The organism is Mycobacterium seoulense (genome assembly GCF_010731595.1).
Lineage (GTDB): Bacteria > Actinomycetota > Actinomycetes > Mycobacteriales > Mycobacteriaceae > Mycobacterium > Mycobacterium seoulense.
Window position 1 is genome coordinate 5,217,365 of the sequence record NZ_AP022582.1, and the last position, 15,396, is coordinate 5,232,760.

The 15,396-nt window shown below is 69.7% G+C and carries 15 protein-coding genes; 12 read left to right on the forward strand and 3 right to left on the reverse strand.

Annotated elements, in window-relative coordinates; translation table 11 throughout:
* Positions 1-16: 16 nt before the first annotated feature.
* Positions 17-1,387 carry a xylulokinase gene (locus G6N37_RS24320; protein WP_163683905.1) on the forward strand — a complete coding sequence of 457 codons (1,371 nt, stop codon included), beginning with the start codon at positions 17-19 and terminating at the stop codon, positions 1,385-1,387.
* Positions 1,384-2,049 (forward strand): GNAT family N-acetyltransferase, encoded by a 666-nt coding sequence (locus G6N37_RS24325; protein WP_163683908.1) that lies wholly within the window; start codon positions 1,384-1,386, stop codon positions 2,047-2,049. Before G6N37_RS24320 ends, G6N37_RS24325 begins: the two co-directional genes overlap by 4 nt.
* A gap of 41 nt (positions 2,050-2,090) precedes the next feature.
* Here the strand turns inward: G6N37_RS24325 and G6N37_RS24330 are convergent, their stop codons facing one another.
* Positions 2,091-2,996, reverse strand: coding sequence for a class I SAM-dependent methyltransferase (locus tag G6N37_RS24330; protein WP_163683910.1), 906 nt, complete (start codon positions 2,994-2,996; stop codon positions 2,091-2,093).
* A 221-nt stretch (positions 2,997-3,217) separates the two neighbouring features.
* On the opposite strand from G6N37_RS24330, the gene secY reads away from it, so the two are divergent.
* The 8 genes from secY to G6N37_RS24370 all read left to right on the forward strand — a co-directional run bounded on the left by secY (position 3,218) and on the right by G6N37_RS24370 (position 9,771).
* Complete coding sequence (gene secY, locus G6N37_RS24335) at positions 3,218-4,543, forward strand: preprotein translocase subunit SecY (RefSeq protein ID WP_055405236.1); 1,326 nt, start codon at positions 3,218-3,220, stop codon at positions 4,541-4,543.
* On the forward strand, positions 4,540-5,085 hold the full coding sequence (locus G6N37_RS24340) for an adenylate kinase (protein WP_163683911.1): 546 nt from the start codon (positions 4,540-4,542) through the stop codon (positions 5,083-5,085). The genes secY and G6N37_RS24340 overlap by 4 nt, the downstream gene beginning before the upstream one ends.
* A 2-nt stretch (positions 5,086-5,087) precedes the next feature.
* On the forward strand, positions 5,088-5,888 hold the full coding sequence (map, locus tag G6N37_RS24345; RefSeq protein ID WP_163683913.1) for a type I methionyl aminopeptidase: 801 nt from the start codon (positions 5,088-5,090) through the stop codon (positions 5,886-5,888).
* 152 nt (positions 5,889-6,040) lie between these two features.
* A complete protein-coding gene (locus G6N37_RS24350; protein WP_163683915.1) occupies positions 6,041-6,586 on the forward strand; it encodes a sigma-70 family RNA polymerase sigma factor in 546 nt (181 codons plus the stop codon).
* A 40-nt stretch (positions 6,587-6,626) separates the two neighbouring features.
* Positions 6,627-7,346: an anti-sigma factor family protein gene (locus G6N37_RS24355; protein ID WP_163683917.1), complete on the forward strand. Its 720-nt coding sequence runs from the start codon at positions 6,627-6,629 to the stop codon at positions 7,344-7,346.
* A 9-nt stretch (positions 7,347-7,355) separates the two neighbouring features.
* Positions 7,356-8,558, forward strand: coding sequence for an FAD-dependent oxidoreductase (locus tag G6N37_RS24360; protein WP_163683918.1), 1,203 nt, complete (start codon positions 7,356-7,358; stop codon positions 8,556-8,558).
* Positions 8,555-9,148 (forward strand): DUF4389 domain-containing protein, encoded by a 594-nt coding sequence (locus G6N37_RS24365; protein ID WP_163683920.1) that lies wholly within the window; start codon positions 8,555-8,557, stop codon positions 9,146-9,148. Before G6N37_RS24360 ends, G6N37_RS24365 begins: the two co-directional genes overlap by 4 nt.
* A complete protein-coding gene (locus G6N37_RS24370; RefSeq protein WP_163683922.1) occupies positions 9,145-9,771 on the forward strand; it encodes a class I SAM-dependent methyltransferase in 627 nt (208 codons plus the stop codon). The genes G6N37_RS24365 and G6N37_RS24370 overlap by 4 nt, the downstream gene beginning before the upstream one ends.
* Here G6N37_RS24370 and G6N37_RS24375 read toward each other — a convergent pair.
* Positions 9,758-12,157: an ABC transporter permease gene (locus G6N37_RS24375; RefSeq protein WP_232075606.1), complete on the reverse strand. Its 2,400-nt coding sequence runs from the start codon at positions 12,155-12,157 to the stop codon at positions 9,758-9,760. The two genes, G6N37_RS24370 and G6N37_RS24375, sit on opposite strands and share 14 nt — an antisense overlap.
* 89 nt (positions 12,158-12,246) lie before the next feature.
* Entirely contained in the window at positions 12,247-12,942 is a 696-nt protein-coding gene (locus G6N37_RS24380) for an ABC transporter ATP-binding protein (RefSeq protein ID WP_163685460.1), read from the reverse strand.
* 79 nt (positions 12,943-13,021) lie between these two features.
* Between G6N37_RS24380 and G6N37_RS24385 the strand changes: the two genes are divergently transcribed.
* Entirely contained in the window at positions 13,022-14,767 is a 1,746-nt protein-coding gene (locus G6N37_RS24385; RefSeq protein WP_163685461.1) for a thiamine pyrophosphate-binding protein, read from the forward strand.
* Positions 14,748-15,395, forward strand: a complete 648-nt coding sequence (locus G6N37_RS24390) for an SRPBCC family protein (protein WP_163683927.1) — start codon at positions 14,748-14,750, stop codon at positions 15,393-15,395. Before G6N37_RS24385 ends, G6N37_RS24390 begins: the two co-directional genes overlap by 20 nt.
* The last annotated feature ends 1 nt before the right edge of the window (position 15,396 follow it).

Consider the following 15,396-nt stretch of genomic DNA (forward strand, 5'->3'; position numbering starts at 1 on the left):
GCGTACGGTGACGCCCGTGTCACGCGAAGACGTCACAATCGGCATCGACGTCGGCAGCACCGCGGTCAAGGCGGTCGCCGCCGACGCCGACGGCCGGGTGACGGCGCGGACGCGGATCCCGCACCAGTTGCGGGTGCCGACGCCCGAGCGGCTCGAACACGACGCCGACGAGGCGTGGCGGCGGGGACCCGTGGCGGCGCTCGCGCGGCTGGACCGCCCCGACGCGAAGGCGGTGGCCGTCTCGGCGATGGTGCCCTCGCTCACGGCCGTCGACGCCGCGGGCGTGCCGGTGACGCCGGGGCTGCTGTACGGCGACGAACGGGGCCGCACCCCGGAACGGCAGGCGCCGCCGCTGCCGGCGCTGGGTGAGGCCGCCGAGTTCCTGCGCTGGACGGCGGCGGCGGCGCCCGGCGCTGCCGGGTACTGGCCGGCGCCCGCGGTGGCCAACCACGCGCTGGCGGGGGAGGCGGTGATCGACTTCGCCACCGCCGCGACCGCGTACCCGCTGTTCGACGGGACCGGCTGGAACCCCGAGGCGTGCGCCGAGCGGGGCGCGCGGCCCGACCAGATGCCGCGCGTGGAGAGCTTGGGGGCCGCGGTGGGGCAGGTGCGCGACAGCGGCGCCGCGCTGGCGATCGGCGCGATCGACGCGCTCTGCGAGCAGATCGTGGCCGGCGCCGACCGCGACGGCGACGTGCTGGTGCAGTGCGGCACCACGTTGATCGTGTGGACCACCATCGCCGAGGCGCGCCAGGTGCCGGGCCTGTGGACCATCCCGCACACGGCCGCGGGCAAGAGCCTGATCGGCGGGGCCAGCAATGCCGGCGGGCTGTTCCTCGGCTGGGTCGACCGCGTGGTGGCGCCCGGCGACCCGGCCGCCGCGCAGCCCGGACGGGTGCCGGTGTGGTCGCCCTATATCCGCGGGGAGCGCACCCCGTTCCACGACCCGGATCGCCGCGCGGTGCTCGACGCCCTGGACCTCACCCACGACGCGGCCGCCCTGCGCCGCGCCGCCTACGAGGCGTCGGGCTTCGTGGTCCGCCAGCTGATCGAGCTCAGCGGGGCGCCGGTGGCGCGCATCGTCGCCACGGGCGGCGGCACCCGCGTCGGGCCGTGGATGCAGGCCATCGCCGACGCCACCGGGCGGCCCGTCGAGGTGTCCGGTGTGCCCGAGGGCGCGGCGCTGGGTGCGGCCTTCCTCGCGCGCATGGCGGCCGGATTGGAGACCTCGATCACCGACGCCGCGCGCTGGGCCCGCACCGAGCGCGTCATCGAACCGGACCCCGGTTGGGCGGTCGCGGTCCAGGACCGGTACCGGCGATTCCTGGAACTGGGAAACCGCCGTTGTAGCGCGCTACCACCCCCGGCTTCTAGGCTGGTGCAATGACAGACCACGACCGCACAGCCGCCCGCCGCGAGATCGCCGATGCCTTGTTGAAAGCCCTTGAGCGGCGGCATGAAATCGCCGATGTCGTGGTGGACTCCGAGAACAAGGCGGCCGCGGTCGAGGCGATCGTCCGCCTGCTGGACACCTCGCACGTCGCCGCCGAGGCGGTCATGGGGATGTCGTTCGATCAGCTCACCATCGACTCGCGCCGCAAGATCCTGGCCGAACTCGAGGACCTCAACAAGCAGCTCAGCTTCACCCTCGGCGAGCGCCCGGCCAGCTCGGGGGAGACCCTCGAGCTGCGGCCCTTCTCCGCCGAGAAGGACCGCGACATCTTCGCCGCCCGCACCGAGGACATGGGCGCCGCCGGGGACGGCTCCGGCGGGCCGGCCGGCAATGTCGACGACGAGATCAGCGCGGCGCTCGGACGCCTCGACGACGAGGAGGCCGCCTGGTTCGTGGCCGTCGACTCGGGCGAGAAGGTGGGGATGGTGTTCGGCGAGCTGCTCGGCGGCGAGGTGAACGTGCGGATCTGGATTCACCCCGAGCACCGCAAGAAGGGTTACGGCACCGCCGCGCTGCGCAAGTCGCGCACCGAGATGGCGTGGTGCTTCCCGGCCGTGCCGATGGTGGTGCGTGCGCCGTCCGCCAGGCCCGCCTGAGCCACGGCAAAGCCGTTGGCGGCGTAGAGCTCTCGCGGCTCCTAGCTCAGTGTCGCGGTGACGGCGACGATGTTGCGCAGCTGCGAGGTCTCGTCGTCGGGGAAGACGAGCCCGTAGTCGGCGAAGTACTCCCGCCGCTCCCGGGTGGTCACGTGCCAGCCCCGAGCGGTCAGGTAGTCCACGACATTGCTGCGCTCGCCGTCGAAGAACAATCCCGAGAGGTCGATGTCGCAGCCCAGGTTGGCCCACCGCTCGTTGAACTGCTTCGCGCGTTCGGTCATCGTCCGGCCCGAGTCGCCGTGGAATTCGGTGGCCAGCTTGCTGCCCGGGGCGCTGAGCTCGGTGACGTTGTCGAACAGCTTGTCCTGGGCCTCGGGCGGCAGGTACATGAGCAGGCCCTCGGCGCTCCACGACGTCGGCCGTGTCGGGTCAAACCCGCTGCGCCGCAACGCTTCCGGCCAGTCGTCGCGCAGGTCGACGCTGACGGTGCGCCGGTCGGCGGTGGGGGTGGCGCCCAGCTGCGCCATGGCGGCGGTCTTGAATTCGACGACCTTGGGCTGGTCGACCTCGTAGACGACGCTTCCGGGCGGCCAGCTCAAGCGGTACGCGCGGGCGTCGAGGCCGGCGGCCAGGATCACCGACTGGCGGACGCCGTCGCGGGCGGCGTTCAAAAAGAAATCGTCGAAGAAGCGGGTGCGCACGGCGATCGAATCGGTTTCCAGCTGCAGGTCCCGCTCGCCGTCTTGGGCGTCCGTCGGCGCCATCTCACCGTCGACCAGGCCGCGGAAGAATTCCAGGCCGACCGCCCGCACCAGGGGTGCCGCGAACGGGTCGTCGATGATCGGGTCGGTGTTCGCGCTGGCCAGCGCGCGCGCCGCGGCGACCATCGTGGCCGTCGCACCGACGCTGGAGGCCAGGTCCCAGCTGTCTTGGTCAGTGCGTGTCATGGTCCTCCCATTTACTTAGCAAGTGCAACGAGTCAAGAGCACTCTACGCGCCACCGCTGACCGCTTCCTGTGCGTTTATCGGTCGCCGGATGACGGCCCTGGACCGGCTGACCCCGACTAGCTGTTAGTCTCGTACACGGTTTGACGCGCGACGCCGTACGTCCTGGCCTGCGGGGTGTTGGGCGCGTAATGCAGGAGACCCCCGGCTCGCAGGAGGAAGAGTGCTTTCGGCTTTCATCTCATCGCTGCGGACAGTCGACCTGAGACGGAAGATACTCTTCACGCTGGGCATCGTCGTTCTCTATCGGCTGGGCGCCGCTTTGCCGTCCCCCGGCGTCAACTTCCCGAACGTCCAGCAGTGCATCAAGGAGGCCAGCGGCGGCGCGGCCGGGCAGATCTATTCGCTGATCAACCTGTTCTCCGGTGGTGCGCTGCTGAAATTGACGGTGTTCGCGGTCGGGGTGATGCCCTACATCACCGCCAGCATCATCGTGCAGCTGCTCACGGTGGTCATCCCGCGGTTCGAGGAGCTGCGCAAGGAAGGCCAGTCCGGCCAGGCCAAGATGACGCAGTACACCCGGTACCTGGCCATCGCGCTGGCCATCCTGCAGGCGACCAGCATCGTGGCGCTGGCGGCCAACGGCGGCCTGCTCCAGGGCTGCTCGCTGGACATCATCGCCGACCAGAGCATCTTCACGCTGGTGGTCATCGTGATGGTGATGACGGCCGGCGCGGCGCTGGTGATGTGGATGGGTGAGCTGATCACCGAGCGCGGCATCGGCAACGGCATGTCGTTGCTGATCTTCGTCGGCATCGCGGCGCGCATTCCGTCCGAGGGCAAGACCATCCTGGACAGCCGCGGCGGGGCCATCTTCGCCGCCGTCTGCGTCGCCGCCCTGGTCATCATCGTCGGCGTGGTGTTCGTCGAGCAGGGGCAGCGCCGCATCCCCGTGCAGTACGCCAAGCGCATGGTGGGCCGCCGGATGTACGGCGGGACGTCGACCTACCTGCCGCTCAAGGTGAACCAGGCCGGCGTCATCCCGGTCATCTTCGCGTCGTCGCTCATCTACATTCCGCACCTGATCACCCAGCTGATCCGCAGCGGCAGCGGTGGGGTGGGCAACAGCTGGTGGGACAAGTTCGTCGGCAGTTACCTGTCCGACCCCAGCGACCCCATCTACATCAGCATCTACTTCGGCCTGATCATTTTCTTCACGTACTTCTACGTGTCGATCACGTTCAACCCCGACGAGCGTGCCGACGAAATGAAGAAGTTCGGCGGGTTCATCCCCGGCATCAGGCCGGGCAAGCCCACCGCCGACTACCTGCGTTATGTGCTGAGCCGGATTACCCTGCCGGGCTCGATCTACCTCGGCGCGATCTCGGTGCTGCCCAATTTGTTCCTGCAAATCGGCAACGGCGGAGCGGTTCAGAATTTGCCGTTCGGCGGTACCGCGGTTTTGATCATGATCGGGGTTGGCTTGGATACGGTCAAACAGATCGAGAGCCAGCTCATGCAGCGCAACTATGAAGGGTTCCTCAAGTGAGAGTCGTTTTGCTGGGACCGCCCGGGGCGGGTAAGGGGACGCAGGCCCAGAAGCTCTCCGAAAAGCTCGGGATCCCGCAGATCTCCACCGGTGAACTGTTCCGCAGCAATATCGAGAACGGGACCAAACTCGGCCTGGAAGCCAAGCGCTACCTGGACGCCGGCGACCTGGTGCCCTCGGAACTGACCAACCAGCTCGTCGACGACCGTCTGAGCGATCCCGACGCGGCCAACGGTTTCATCCTGGACGGGTATCCGCGGTCGACGGAGCAGGCCAAAGCGCTGCACCAGATGCTCGAGAACCGGGGCACCGACATCGACGCCGTCCTGGAGTTCCGCGTCTCGCAGGAGGAGTTGCTGGAGCGGCTCAAGTCGCGCGGCCGCGCCGACGACACCGACGATGTCATCCTGAACCGGATGAAGATCTACCGCGACGAGACGGCGCCGCTGCTGGAGTACTACCGGGACGAGCTGAAGACGGTTGACGCGGTCGGCACGATGGACGAAGTGTTCGCCCGTGCCCTGCGAGCGCTGGGCAGGTAACCGTGAATCCGCTGGCGCGGCTGCGGAGTCGCAAAGTCGTGGCACCGCGCACCGCCGATGAACTGGACGCGATGGCCGCGGCGGGCGCCGTGGTCGCGGCCGCGCTACAGGCCGTGCGGGCGGCCGCGGTTCCCGGGGTCTCGACGCTGGGCCTCGACCAGATCGCCGAGTCGGTGATTCGGGAGGCGGGCGCGATCCCGTCGTTCCTGGGCTATCACGGGTACCCCGCGTCGATCTGCGCGTCGGTCAACGAGCGGGTGGTGCACGGGATCCCCTCGGCCGCAGAGATCCTGGCGCCCGGGGACCTGGTGTCCATCGACTGCGGAGCGGTGCTGGACGGCTGGCACGGCGATGCCGCGATCACGTTCGGCGTCGGCACCCTCGACGCCGCCGACCAGGCGCTCTGCGACGCCACCAGGGAATCGCTGGAAGCCGGTATCGCGGCGATGGTCCCGGGCAACCGGCTGACCGACGTCTCGCACGCCATCGAAACCGGAACGCGCGCGGCCGCGGACCGGCACGGGCGCGCGTTCGGGATCGTGGAGGGCTACGGCGGCCACGGCATCGGCCGGCACATGCACATGGACCCGTTCCTGCCCAACGAAGGTTCGCCCGGGCGGGGCCCGCTGCTGGCCCCCGGGTCGGTGCTGGCCATCGAACCGATGCTGACCCTCGGGACGGGCAAGACCGTGGTGCTCGACGACGAGTGGACCGTCACCACCGCCGACGGGTCGCGTGCGGCACACTGGGAACATACGGTTGCGGTCACCGAGGCAGGACCGCGCATCCTGACCTTGCCTTAGGTGAACTGGCCGCGAGCGCGGCGAAGCCGGGCGTGGCGGGTCGTGGCCGTTGAACTGGCCGCGATCGCGAGCGCGGCGGAGCCGGGCGTGGCGGGTCGTGGCCGTTGAACCCAGCACCCATTCGACTCGTTTCAGTAGTCGGAGGTGATCGAGTGGCCCGTGTGGCAGGTGCTTCGAGGGCGTCCGGGGCTGCCGAAGCCGCCCTGATGAAGGCGCTCTACGACGAGCACGCGGCGGTCTTGTGGCGTTACGCGCTCCGGTTGACCGGGGACGCGAGCCAGTCCGAGGACGTCGTGCAGGAGACATTGCTGCGGGCCTGGCAGCATCCGGAGGTCGTCGGGGACACGGAGCGTTCGGCGCGGGCCTGGCTGTTCACCGTCGCCCGCAACCTGATCATCGACGACCGGCGCAGCGCGCGGTTCCGCAACGTCGTCGGTTCGACGGACGAGGCGGGCGCGCCGGAACGGTCCACGCCGGATGAGGTGAACGCGGCCCTGGACAGGCTGCTGATAGCCGACGCGATGGTGCAACTGTCCGACGAGCACCGGGCCGTGATCGACCGCTCCTACTACCGCGGATGGACCACCGCGCAGATTGCTGCTGACCTCGGGATCGCCGAGGGGACCGTGAAGTCGCGATTACACTACGCCGTGCGGGCGTTGCGGCTCACTCTGCAGGAACTTGGGGTCACCCGCTGAGGGCCTCAAATGCTTGAAGGGTGCGAAGGAAATGGATGACATGAAGACGCCGCTGAGGGGCCTCGGCCCGCCGGACGACCCCTACGTGATGTGGGATGCCGCATACGTGTTGGGCTCGTTGTCGGCCGTCGAGCGCCGCGAATTCGAAGCGCATCTGGCGCACTGCCCGGCCTGCCGGGAGGCCGTCGCCGACCTGAGTGGCGTGCCGGCCCTGCTGTCGCAGCTCGGCCGGCACGAGGTGGCCGCGATCGTCGAGTCCGGCCCCGGATCGGTGACGCAAGAGCTGTCGCCGCAGCTGTTGCCGTCGTTGCTGGCCAAGGTCAGCTGGCGTCGTCGCCGCACCCGGATAGTGACCTGGGTGGCCTCGTCGGCCGCCGCGGTGGTGCTCGCCGTCGGCGTGTTCGTCGGCGTGCAGGGGTACTTGTCGTCCCCGGCGCCGCAGGTGGCCGCGTCGTCGGCGCCGATGGCGCAGGTGGGCACCACGCTGCTGGCCTCGACGGTGCAGCTGTCCAGCGAGCACTGGGGGACGTCCATCAACCTGCGGTGCGTGTGCCTGGCCCCGCTCAACGCGCACCACGACACGCTGGCGATGGTGGTGGTGGGCCGCGACGGCAGCCAGACCCGGCTGGCCACCTGGGTGGCCATACCCGGTCACACCGCGACGCCCGCGGGCAGCATCTCGACGCCGGTCGAGCAGATCGCCGCCGTGCAGGTGGTGGCCGCCGACAGCGGCCAGGTTCTGCTGCAGCGTTCGCTATAGGCCACTGAGATGTCCAGCCACCAGCGTCCGCTCCGGGCCCTGGTGGTGGGCGCCGGGGTCGGCGGCATTTCGGTGGCCCGGGGGTTGTTGCGCGACGGACATGACGTCACCGTCTTCGAGCGGCGGCCGGACGTGCGGGCGCCCGGCGGCGCCGTGACGATCTGGTCAAACGGCGAAATGGTGCTTCGGCAACTCGGCGTGGAGATGGACGGGGCCGGTCAGCTGCTGTCCACCGTGCGGGCCCTGACGTCCACGGGACGCCCGCTCGCCACGCTGGACGTGTCCGCGATCGCGGATCGGCTCGGCGCGCCCGTCCGCATGGTGCCGCGCCGGATCCTGCTGGAACGGTTGCTGGACGGCTTTCCGGCCGACCGCATCCGGTGCGACTCCCACGCGATCGCGTTGGCCGCCACGCCCGACGGGGTGCGGGTGGAGTTCGGCGACGGCAGCTCGGCCGAGGGGGATCTGTTGATCGGAGCCGACGGCCTGCACTCGATGGTCCGGGAGGGCGTCGGCGGCCGGGCGGCGAAGCCCACCGGCTGGTGCAGCTGGCAGGGGCTCATCAGACTTGCGGAGATCCCGAACAAGGACACCGCGCTGATGGTCATCGGCGAGCGGGGAAACCTTGGCCTGTGGCCGGCCGGTAGCTCCGAGGTGCAGTGGTGGTTCGACCTGCCCTGGTCGTGTGACTTCGTGCGGCCGCAACGTCCGATCCAGACCCTCCGGTCTCATTTCACCGGGTGGTCCGACTCCGTCGATCGGGTGCTGGCGGCGTTGACCGACGACGATCTGGCGCCGTCGCCGTACCCGCATTTCCGGCATCCGATGCCCCCGGCGGGCCGGGGCCCGGTCACGTTGCTCGGGGATGCCGCCCATACGATGCCGCCCACCCTGGCGCAGGGCGCCAACCAGGCTCTGCTCGACACGATGGTGCTGTGCAAGGCGCTGTCGGATCTGCCAGGCAACGGCGACGTTGTCAGTGCGTTGCGCTGGTATGAGAAGACCCGCCGGCGCAAGGTGATGGCCGTGTCCCGGGTGGCATCGCTGCCCGTCTCGCACGGTGAGGTCGTCCTGCGACCGGCGGCGTTGATTCCCGACCGGCTGCAGGCTCGCGCGCTGACGATGTTTCTGCGTTGGACGAGTCACCGCCGGATGTCGGGGGAGATCAGCCGAGAAGTGGGGGCAGCGACGGCCGGTCGATCCAGTCCATGAACGCCTCGGGCGAATTCATCACGGTACGGGGTGATTTCGACGCGCCCTCGCGCTGGCGCTGGCTGTTGAAGTGGTGCGTGCTGGCGGTCCCGCACTACCCCATATTGATCGGGCTCTATCTGGTCTATCCCTTGTCCACCGTGGTCGCCGGCGTCGTCATCTTGTGCACCGGGCGATATCCGCGGCCCATCTTCGACTTCAACGTCGGCGTGCTGCGCTGGTCGTGGCGGGTGATGAATTTCAGGTTCCCGATGAACAGCACGGACGCCTATCCGCCTTTCACACTCGCGTCGCGGCCCGACTATCCCGCTGACCTGCAGGTCGAGTATCCGCAGCGGCTGAGGAACCGGGCCGTGTTGGTGAAGTGGCTGCTCGCCATCCCGCACGTCCTGCTGTGCTGGTCGATGGAGCCCCTGCTGCAGGTGCTGTGCGTGATCGCCGCGGTGTCGTTGTTGTGCACCGGGACCATCCCGGCGGGGATGTTCGATCTCCTGCTGGGCATCGTCCGTTGGCGCTACCGGGTGGCCGTGTACGTGTCCCTGATGCGCGACGAATACCCGCCGTTCCGAATGGATCTGGGGAGCCAGTGACCCGTCGGAATCCATTGTTCCCGTACGTGTACCGGTTCGGTCAGCCGGTCTTCGACCGGCTGTTCTATCACCGGTATCGGCGTGCGGCGCTGAGCAACGCAACCGGCCGGCTGCTGATGCTCGGCCTGGGGCCGGGCACCGACTTGCGGTTCCTGCCGCCCACGGTGACCTCGGTCGCCGCCGTCGAGCCCGAGGCGCCGTTTCGTCGGATGGCGTCCCGCCTTGCCGATCGGCGCGGCATCGCCGTCGACATCGTCGAGGGGACCGGTGAGTCGATTCCCTTCCCGGACAACAGCTTCGACTCGGTCCATATCGGCCTGGTGTTGTGTTCGGTCGACGACGTGGCCGCCACCCTCGGCGAGATCCGGCGCGTCCTGACACCCGGAGGCAGGCTGGTCGTCCTCGAGCACGTGCGTGGGGAGGGCGCGACGGGCCGGTTGCAGGATCTGGTCTCCAAGCCGTGGTCGTGGCTGGCCGCCGGTTGCGAGCCGAACCGGCGAACCCTGGATTCCATCGTCGCGGCCGGATTCGACACCACGGCGCTTCGTAGCATCCCGCGCACGCCGGTGCCCTTCCCGTGCAAGCCCCACCTGCAGGGGTTCGCCGTCCTCATTCCACGCTGACGGCCTCGATGATGTTCAGCCGCGCCGCCCGCCGCGCGGGTGGCAGCGAGCCGAGCAGGCAGACCGCGAGCGCCCCCGCGGTGAACGCCAGGGCCATCGGGCTCAGGCGGAAGCCGACCTGGAAATTCATCATGTCCCCGCTGATGAGACTGAACAGCCACTGGTCGGTCAGGCCGAACAACAGCCCCAAAAGGCCTCCGACGAAACCGATTCCGGCGGCCTCGGCCAGCACCATCCGCAGGATGAACAGGCGGCTGGACCCCATGGCGCGCAGCACACCGATCTCCCGGCGGCGCTCCAGCACCGAAAGGGTGAGCGTGTTGAGCAGCGCGACGGCCGCCACGGCCACGACGATGACCCACACCGCGTTGGCGATGAACATGCTCTGATGCAGCGGGGCTTCGAGCCCGGCCAGCGCCGCGCGACCGTCGTATACGTGGTTCGGCGCCGGCACCACCCGGCGGATCTCTGCCAGCAGGCGTTTCGGATCCGTCCCCGGGGCGGCGGTGATCTGCAGGGTTGTCGCCGCCGGGCGATCGAACCATGCCCTCAGGTGGTCGAGATCGATTCCGACCGTTCCGATGACGGTCGAGAAGAACGGCACCAGGGCCAACACGGCCGTCTGCCGGGGACCGTGTGGTGTCTGCAGCTGCAGCCGATCGCCGGCGCGGACGTGCAGAGCGGCGCCGAGGTTCTGCGTGAGCACCACGCCGCGGCCGGCCAGGACGTCGGCGCGCAGGTGCTCATCGAGCGCGCGGAACAGCGAGTCGTGGGTTCCGGCGGAGAAGCCGTCGAGCAGAACGCGGGTGCCGCCGATCACGGCGAACCCGAATGCGCCCTCGGTCACCCGCGCCACCCCGGGCACCGCCGCCACGCGTTCGGAAAGACCTTGCGGCAGAACGTCGGTGGGATAGCTGTCCGGCGGGTCGGCGCTCACCCATACGTCGGCGTCGGCGGCGGGGGAGAAGATGGCGCGGGCCGAGCGGATCATGTCGGCGTTGGTGCCGGTGATCACCACGGTGGTGACCACCCCGATCAGCACGGTCATCACGGTGGCCCAGACTCGTCGCGGCGCGCGTCGAATGGTGGCGGCCGCAAGCGCCCCGCAAGACCCGAACAGGCGAGCCGTCGCCGCCGTGGCCTCGACGATGGGTGCGGTGAGCGCGAAGCCCAGCGCGATCTCGGCGCTCAGGAGGGCGGCCATCGCGACGACGGCGAAGGTGCCGCGTTGGCCGATGACCACCCAGATCGACACCGCGAACACCGCGACGGCGCCCACCCCCGCGGCGACCCGCAGCCACCGCGGCACGGCGTCCGCCGCCGAGGCCCCGACCGGCGCCAGCGCCTCGATCGGCGCGACCTTGTACACCTGCCGCGCGGCCATCGCCGCGGCGGCCACGGTGGTGAGTGCCGTGGCCGCGAGGGCCACCGGGATGGCGTAGCCGGGCAGCCCGTACTCGATACGTGCCTCGAGGCCCTGGGTCATCGCCGGGGGCAGCCGGCCGATCGCCATGCGCCCTGCCAGTATTCCGATGCCCGACCCGATGGCCCCGCCGACCAGTCCGAGGATCGCCGCCTCCCCGAGCACGTCGCCGACAATGGTGACGCGCCGGCCGCCTATCGCGCGCAGCATGGAGATGACCGGCCGTCGCTGGGTGATCGCCATGGTCGTCGTCGTGTAGATCAGAAACGCGCCGACCACCATCGCGACCGCCGCGCCCAGCAGCGCCATGTAGTTCATCAGCTTGACGCCGTCGCCGGCCCGGGCCGCCCGCAGGCTCGGGGCGGCGACGATCGCGCGGCCGTTCACCGCGGCGGTGACGGCGGCCCGGACGGCGGCTTGGTCGGCGCCCGGCTTGGTGGTGATCAGTATCGAGTCGAGTTGACCGAGGCGCCCGGTGACGGTCTGCGCGAGCGCGAGCGGGGCAAGGACGTAATGCCCGCCGTTGAGGCCGGCGAACTGCTCGCCCGCCAGCACCTCGCCGACCGTGACCGAACCCGAGCCCAATTGCAGCGTCTGGCCTTTCGTATAGCCGACCCGCGGCCCGACCTGGACAGCGTCGGGAGTCGAGGACAGCGCCTGCACCGGCCGGGTGACCGCGTCCTTCAGGGCGCCGCCCAGCGCGGCGGTCCTGGCATCCGCGCCGAGCAGCAACACTGGCCCCGTCGGCGTGGACGCGGAGGTCCGGATCATCGGCGCCGCGGTGGCGACGCCGGGAACCGCGGCGACGTCCGCCAGTATCGTGTCGGGGAATCCGGCGTCGGTGATGCCCGACACCTCCAGCGCCGCCACGCCGGCGATCCCGTCGGCCAGCCGGTCGACCGATCCGGTGATCGAGCCGAAGATGCCGAATATTGCGACCAGATACGTTGCGGAGACGGCCATTACGGCGATCGACGCGAGCGTGCGGCGGCGATGCACGGCGAGCTCACGCAGGCTGAACACGCGCAGTCGGCTCGCGGCCGCCGATATCCTCACGCGGGGACCGCCGGTAGGTCGGAACCGACCCGCCCGTCCTGGAGCGTGATGATCCGATCGGTGGCCGCGGCGGCGTCCGAATTGTGCGTCACCATCACCACCAGCCGGTCGCGGCCCTCCTCGTGCGCCACCTCGGCGAGGAGCGCCAGGATCGAGGCGCCCGTCGCGGAGTCGAGGTTGCCCGTGGGCTCGTCGGCGAGGATGAGCGCCGGATCCATCATCAACGCACGCGCGACCGCGACCCGCTGCATCTGGCCGCCGGACAGTTCCGCCGGCCGGTGCTCGGTCCGGTTGCCCAGCCCGACGCGGTCCAGCAACCGGATCGCGTCCGGTTTGACCCGGCCCAGCCGGACGCCGTCGAGCAGCTTGGGGACCGCGACGTTCTCCCACGCCGACAGGGTCGGCAACAGGTTGAAGAACTGAAAGATGAAGCCCACGCGGTGATGGCGGAACGCCGACTGCTGCTCGTCGCCCAACCGGCCGATCTCCTCGCCGTCGAACGCGATCGAGCCGGAGTCCGGGGAGTCCAACGCGCCGAGCAGATGCAGCAGCGTGCTCTTACCCGCGCCGGAAGGCCCGACCACCGACACGAACTGACCGTCCCCGAGGTGCAGGCTGATCCCGTCGAGCGCCCGGACCGTTTGACCGCCGACCCGATACTCGCGCACCACGTCGCGTAGTTCGATGGTCATCTTGACACCACGAGGGTTGCCGGCGATCGGTTCACCCGCCGCGGTGAACCGATCAACCGCCGGGGTCGTGTCTGATGACATGTTCGGCAGCTATCGGGTGGTCGACCACATCGTCGGCCACCTCGGCGCGCTCGGGGTGGACCACGTCTTCGGTGTCGACGGCGCCAACATCGAGGATCTGTACGACGCCGCCCACTTCGAGCCCGAGGTCACCGCGGTCCTGGCCAAGCACGAGTTCTCGGCGGCCACCATGGCCGACGGGTACAGCCGGAGCGGTGCCGGGCTCGGCGTGGTGGTGGCGACGTCGGGAGGGGGAGCGCTGAACCTCGTCGCCGGCCTTGGCGAGGCGTTCGCGAGCCGGGTTCCGGTGCTGGCCCTGGTCGGTCAGCCCGCGACCACGATGGACGGCCGAGGCAGCTTCCAGGACACCAGCGGTTGCAACGGCTCGCTCGATGCCCGTGCGCTGTTTTCCGCGGTGTCGGTGTTCTGCGAGCGGGTGCTCGCGCCGGCCGACATCGTTTCGGCGTTGCCTCGGGCCGTCTCCGCCGCGCGCACCGGCGGCCCCGCGGTGTTGTTGCTGCCCAAGGACATTCAGCAGGCACGCATCACCGTCGACGACCCCATCGAGCCCCCGGACAGTTTCAGCGCGCCGATCGGAAACCCGCATCTCATCGCCGCCGAGCTGCGCCGCGCGACCGGTCACGTCACCATCATCGCCGGCGAGCAGGTGGCCCGCGACGACGCCCGGGCCGAGCTCGAGCACCTGCGCGCGCTACTGCGCGCGCGGGTGGCCACCGTCCCCGACGCCAAAGACGTCGCGGGCACACCGGGTTTCGGGTCGTCGTCGGCGCTCGGGGTGACCGGCGTCATGGGCCACCCGAGCGTGGCCGAAGCGGTGGCGGCCAGCGCGGTGTGCCTCATCGTCGGCACCCGGTTGACGGTCACCGCGCGCGGCGGCCTGGATGACGCGCTCGCGGCGGTGCGAACGGTGTCCATCGGGTCGGCGCGGCCCTACCCGCGTTGCACCCACGTGCACACCGACGACCTGCGTGGTTCGCTGCGCCTGCTGATCCAGGCGCTGCGCGGTCATGGACGCCCGAGCGGCCTGCGCGTGCCAGATCTGTTGCGCCGCACCGAGTTGACCCCGCCGGCCTGCCCCGGACCGGGAATCCGGTACCGCGACGCCCTCGCGGTGCTGGACCGCGTCCTGCCCGACGGGGCCGACATCGTGGTCGACGCCGGCAACACCGGCGCGGCCGCGATCCATCACCTGCCGGCGCGGCGCGGCGGCAGGTTCGTGGCGGCGCTCGGCATGGGCGGCATGGGCTACAGCTTCGGTGCCGCGATCGGGATGGCGTTCGGACGTGCGAACGGCGGCCGCGCCGCCGGCCGAACCGTGGTGATCGCCGGGGACGGCGCGTTCTTCATGCACGGCCTCGAGGTGCACACCGCCGTGCAATACGCGCTTCCCGTGACGTTCGTGTTGTTCAACAACAACGCCCATGCGATGTGTGTGACCCGTGAGCAGCTGTTCTATCAGAACCGCTACAGCTACAACCGTTTCCGGCCCAGCGCGCTGGGAACCGGTCTGGCGGCGATGTTTCCCGGGCTGACATCGGTCGATGTCAGCGAGCCCGCCCAATTGGCCGCGGCGCTTCGGGCGTCCCTGGACGTCGAGGGCCCGGCGGTGGTCAGCGTCGAGTGCGACGCCGACGAAATCCCGCCGTTCGCACCATTTCTCACCGCGCTCTCAGGAAACGCGGCTGTCACAGAACAGGTTTCGACCGCGAAGGAGAACCGGAACGATGTCGCTGCCAGCGCTTAAGGATATCCCCACCCCCATCGATGGGGTGGTCCGCATCGAAACCAGTCCACGGGAGAAGGCGACCCCGATCATCATGGAGATGATGCGGTCGGTCTACCCGCACGATCAGGTCTTCGGGCAGTACTGCACGGTCAACGATTACGTCGCGTGCCCGCCGGACGAGTTGTACGAGTACATGGCCGACACCCGCAGCCTCGAGGAGTGGACCTACAGCCTGCGCGGTTTCACGCCCACCGACGAACCGGGCCTGTGGCTGGCCTACGACCGGCTGGGCTCGGAGACCGAGATTTACACGCGCACCGTCGCCAACCCGGAGGCCCGGACCGTCGACTACCACTGCGCGTGGGATCAGGGCAAGCACCTGTGGATGGTCTATCTGATGCGGGTGATCGACGCGCAGGTGGTCCTCGACAAGCCGGGATCGGTTGTGCTGTGGACCAATTGTCACCACCCGTTCTACGACCACAACCCCTATCCGGAGACCGCGCCGGCGCAGCGCCCGGTGTGGGTGGGCGACTTCTGGGACATGTTCGGTGCCGGGCATGCGCTGGAGCTGCAGAACCTGAAGGCGATCGCCGAATACCGGCACCGCAACGGCCTGCCGGTGACGCCGGAATGGATGAGGTAGT

Bases quoted from the DNA above. Each gene is read 5' to 3' on its own strand.
- G6N37_RS24330 (WP_163683910.1), bottom strand. From the start codon at position 2,996: ATGACACGCACTGACCAAGACAGCTGGGACCTGGCCTCCAGCGTCGGT.
- G6N37_RS24385 (WP_163685461.1), top strand. From the start codon at position 13,022: ATGTTCGGCAGCTATCGGGTGGTCGACCACATCGTCGGCCACCTCGGC.
- G6N37_RS24380 (WP_163685460.1), bottom strand. From the start codon at position 12,942: ATGACCATCGAACTACGCGACGTGGTGCGCGAGTATCGGGTCGGCGGT.
- G6N37_RS24325 (WP_163683908.1), top strand. From the start codon at position 1,384: ATGACAGACCACGACCGCACAGCCGCCCGCCGCGAGATCGCCGATGCC.
- G6N37_RS24375 (WP_232075606.1), bottom strand. From the start codon at position 12,157: ATGGCCGTCTCCGCAACGTATCTGGTCGCAATATTCGGCATCTTCGGC.
- G6N37_RS24360 (WP_163683918.1), top strand. From the start codon at position 7,356: ATGTCCAGCCACCAGCGTCCGCTCCGGGCCCTGGTGGTGGGCGCCGGG.
- G6N37_RS24365 (WP_163683920.1), top strand. From the start codon at position 8,555: ATGAACGCCTCGGGCGAATTCATCACGGTACGGGGTGATTTCGACGCG.
- G6N37_RS24390 (WP_163683927.1), top strand. From the start codon at position 14,748: ATGTCGCTGCCAGCGCTTAAGGATATCCCCACCCCCATCGATGGGGTG.
- G6N37_RS24355 (WP_163683917.1), top strand. From the start codon at position 6,627: ATGAAGACGCCGCTGAGGGGCCTCGGCCCGCCGGACGACCCCTACGTG.